We start from the raw sequence: 1,677 nt of genomic DNA, 5'->3' as shown, positions 1-1,677 counted from the left end.
TCGAGCGCATCGGCTTCTACAACCCGATCGCCAAGGACAACGAGGAAAGCATCCGCATCGCCCAGGACCGCCTGACGTACTGGCGCGGCGTGGGCGCGCAGGCGTCGCCCACGGTGGAGCGCCTGATCAAGCAGGCCGCGACCAAGGCCGCCGCCGCTCCGGCCCCCGCTCCCGCGGCCGCCTGAGGTCGATGGCGACGCCCGGGCTCGAGCCCGCGGAACTGCCCGCGGACGCCGTCGAAGTCGGGCGCATCGCCGATGCCTGGGGCATCAAGGGCTGGTTCAAGGTCCTGCCCCACAGCGCTTCCCCGGAAGCGCTTTTTTCTTCCAGGCGCTGGTACCTGCTGCCGTCCGAGCGCGGGCCGAAGGCCTTCACGGGGCCGGTCCTGCTGCGCATCCGCGAGGCCAAGGAGCACTCGGACAGCGTGGTTGCCACGGCCCAGGAGGTCGACGACCGCACCGGCGCCGAAGCACTGAAGGGCGCCCGGGTCTTCGTGGCCCGGTCGAGCTTTCCCACGCCCGGCGAGGACGAGTACTACTGGGTCGACCTGATCGGCCTGGAGGTCGTCAACCGGGAGGGCGTCGCGCTCGGCCAGGTCAGGGACCTGCTCTCCACCGGGCCGCAGACCGTGCTGGTGATCGAATACCAGGCGGACGGCCAGCCGGCCGAGCGGATGATCCCGTTCGTTTCGGCCTACGTCGACAGTGTGGACCTGGCGGCCAGGCGCATCATCGTGGACTGGCAGCCGGACTACTGAACCGGCCCCATGGCCATGCGTTTCGACGTCGTCACCCTCTTTCCGGAACTGTTCGGGCCGTTCCTCGAATGCGGCGTCACGCGCCGCGCCTACGAATCGGGGCAGGTGCAGGTGCGATTGTGGAATCCGCGCGATTTTGCCGAAGGCAATTACCGGCGCGTGGACGACCGCCCGTTCGGCGGCGGTCCCGGGATGGTGATGATGCCGGCGCCGCTGGCGCGCTGCCTGGAGGCGATCCGGGCGGACCGGCCGGACCAGGTGCCGGTCGTCCTGTTTTCGCCGGTCGGCCGCAAGCTGGATCACGCCGGCGTCGAGGGCTGGTCGGCCGGCGAGGGCGCGATCCTGCTGTGCGGCCGCTACGAAGGCATCGACCAGCGCTTCATCGACCGCCATGTCGACCTGCAGCTCAGCCTCGGCGACTTCGTGCTCTCCGGCGGCGAGATCGCCGCCATGGCGCTGCTCGATGCCGTCGCCAGGCTCCAGCCGGGCGTGCTCGGCGACGAGGACAGCCACCAGTTCGACAGCTTCAATCCGGCGCTGGACGGACTGCTGGACTGCCCGCACTACACGCGGCCCGAGGAGTGGGAAGGGCGGCGGGTGCCGCCGGAACTGCTCTCGGGCCACCATGCCCAGATCGAGCGCTGGCGGCGCGACCGCCGCCTGGAGATCACGGCCCGCGAGCGGCCCGACCTGATCGCCGCCGCCCGCGCCGCCGGGCGCCTGACCAAGGCCGATGAGGCGGTGCTGGCGCAGTTGTGCTGACACGCTATAATGGCAGGCTTTTCCGATCCTCTGCCCGGCCGCGGCCAGCTTTCGAGCCTGAACGCCGCCCCTCGTGTAGCGCGGGCACGATCAATGCAAGGTAACCCATGAATCTGATCCAGACCCTCGAGCAGGAAGAAATTGCCCGCCTGGGCAAG

3 protein-coding genes are annotated in these 1,677 nt (G+C 69.9%); all 3 read left to right on the top strand.

Annotated elements, in window-relative coordinates:
- A partial coding sequence (locus ACRWK7_RS00085) for a 30S ribosomal protein S16 (RefSeq protein ID WP_431854121.1) occupies nt 1–185 on the top strand: 185 nt, incomplete at its 5' end.
- Between the two features lie 5 nt (nt 186–190).
- Entirely contained in the window at nt 191–757 is a 567-nt protein-coding gene (gene rimM / locus ACRWK7_RS00080; RefSeq protein WP_431854120.1) for a ribosome maturation factor RimM, read from the top strand.
- A gap of 9 nt (nt 758–766) precedes the next feature.
- Entirely contained in the window at nt 767–1,519 is a 753-nt protein-coding gene (gene trmD, locus ACRWK7_RS00075; protein ID WP_431854119.1) for a tRNA (guanosine(37)-N1)-methyltransferase TrmD, read from the top strand.
- The last annotated feature ends 158 nt before the right edge of the window (nt 1,520–1,677 follow it).

The organism is Azospirillum sp. (assembly GCF_050789165.1).
This window is presented reverse-complemented; position numbering and strand designations above follow the sequence as displayed.

Excerpts from the sequence above, each read along its gene's own strand:
- trmD (WP_431854119.1), top strand. The coding sequence starts at position 767 with ATGGCCATGCGTTTCGACGTCGTCACCCTCTTTCCGGAACTGTTCGGG.
- rimM (WP_431854120.1), top strand. The coding sequence starts at position 191 with ATGGCGACGCCCGGGCTCGAGCCCGCGGAACTGCCCGCGGACGCCGTC.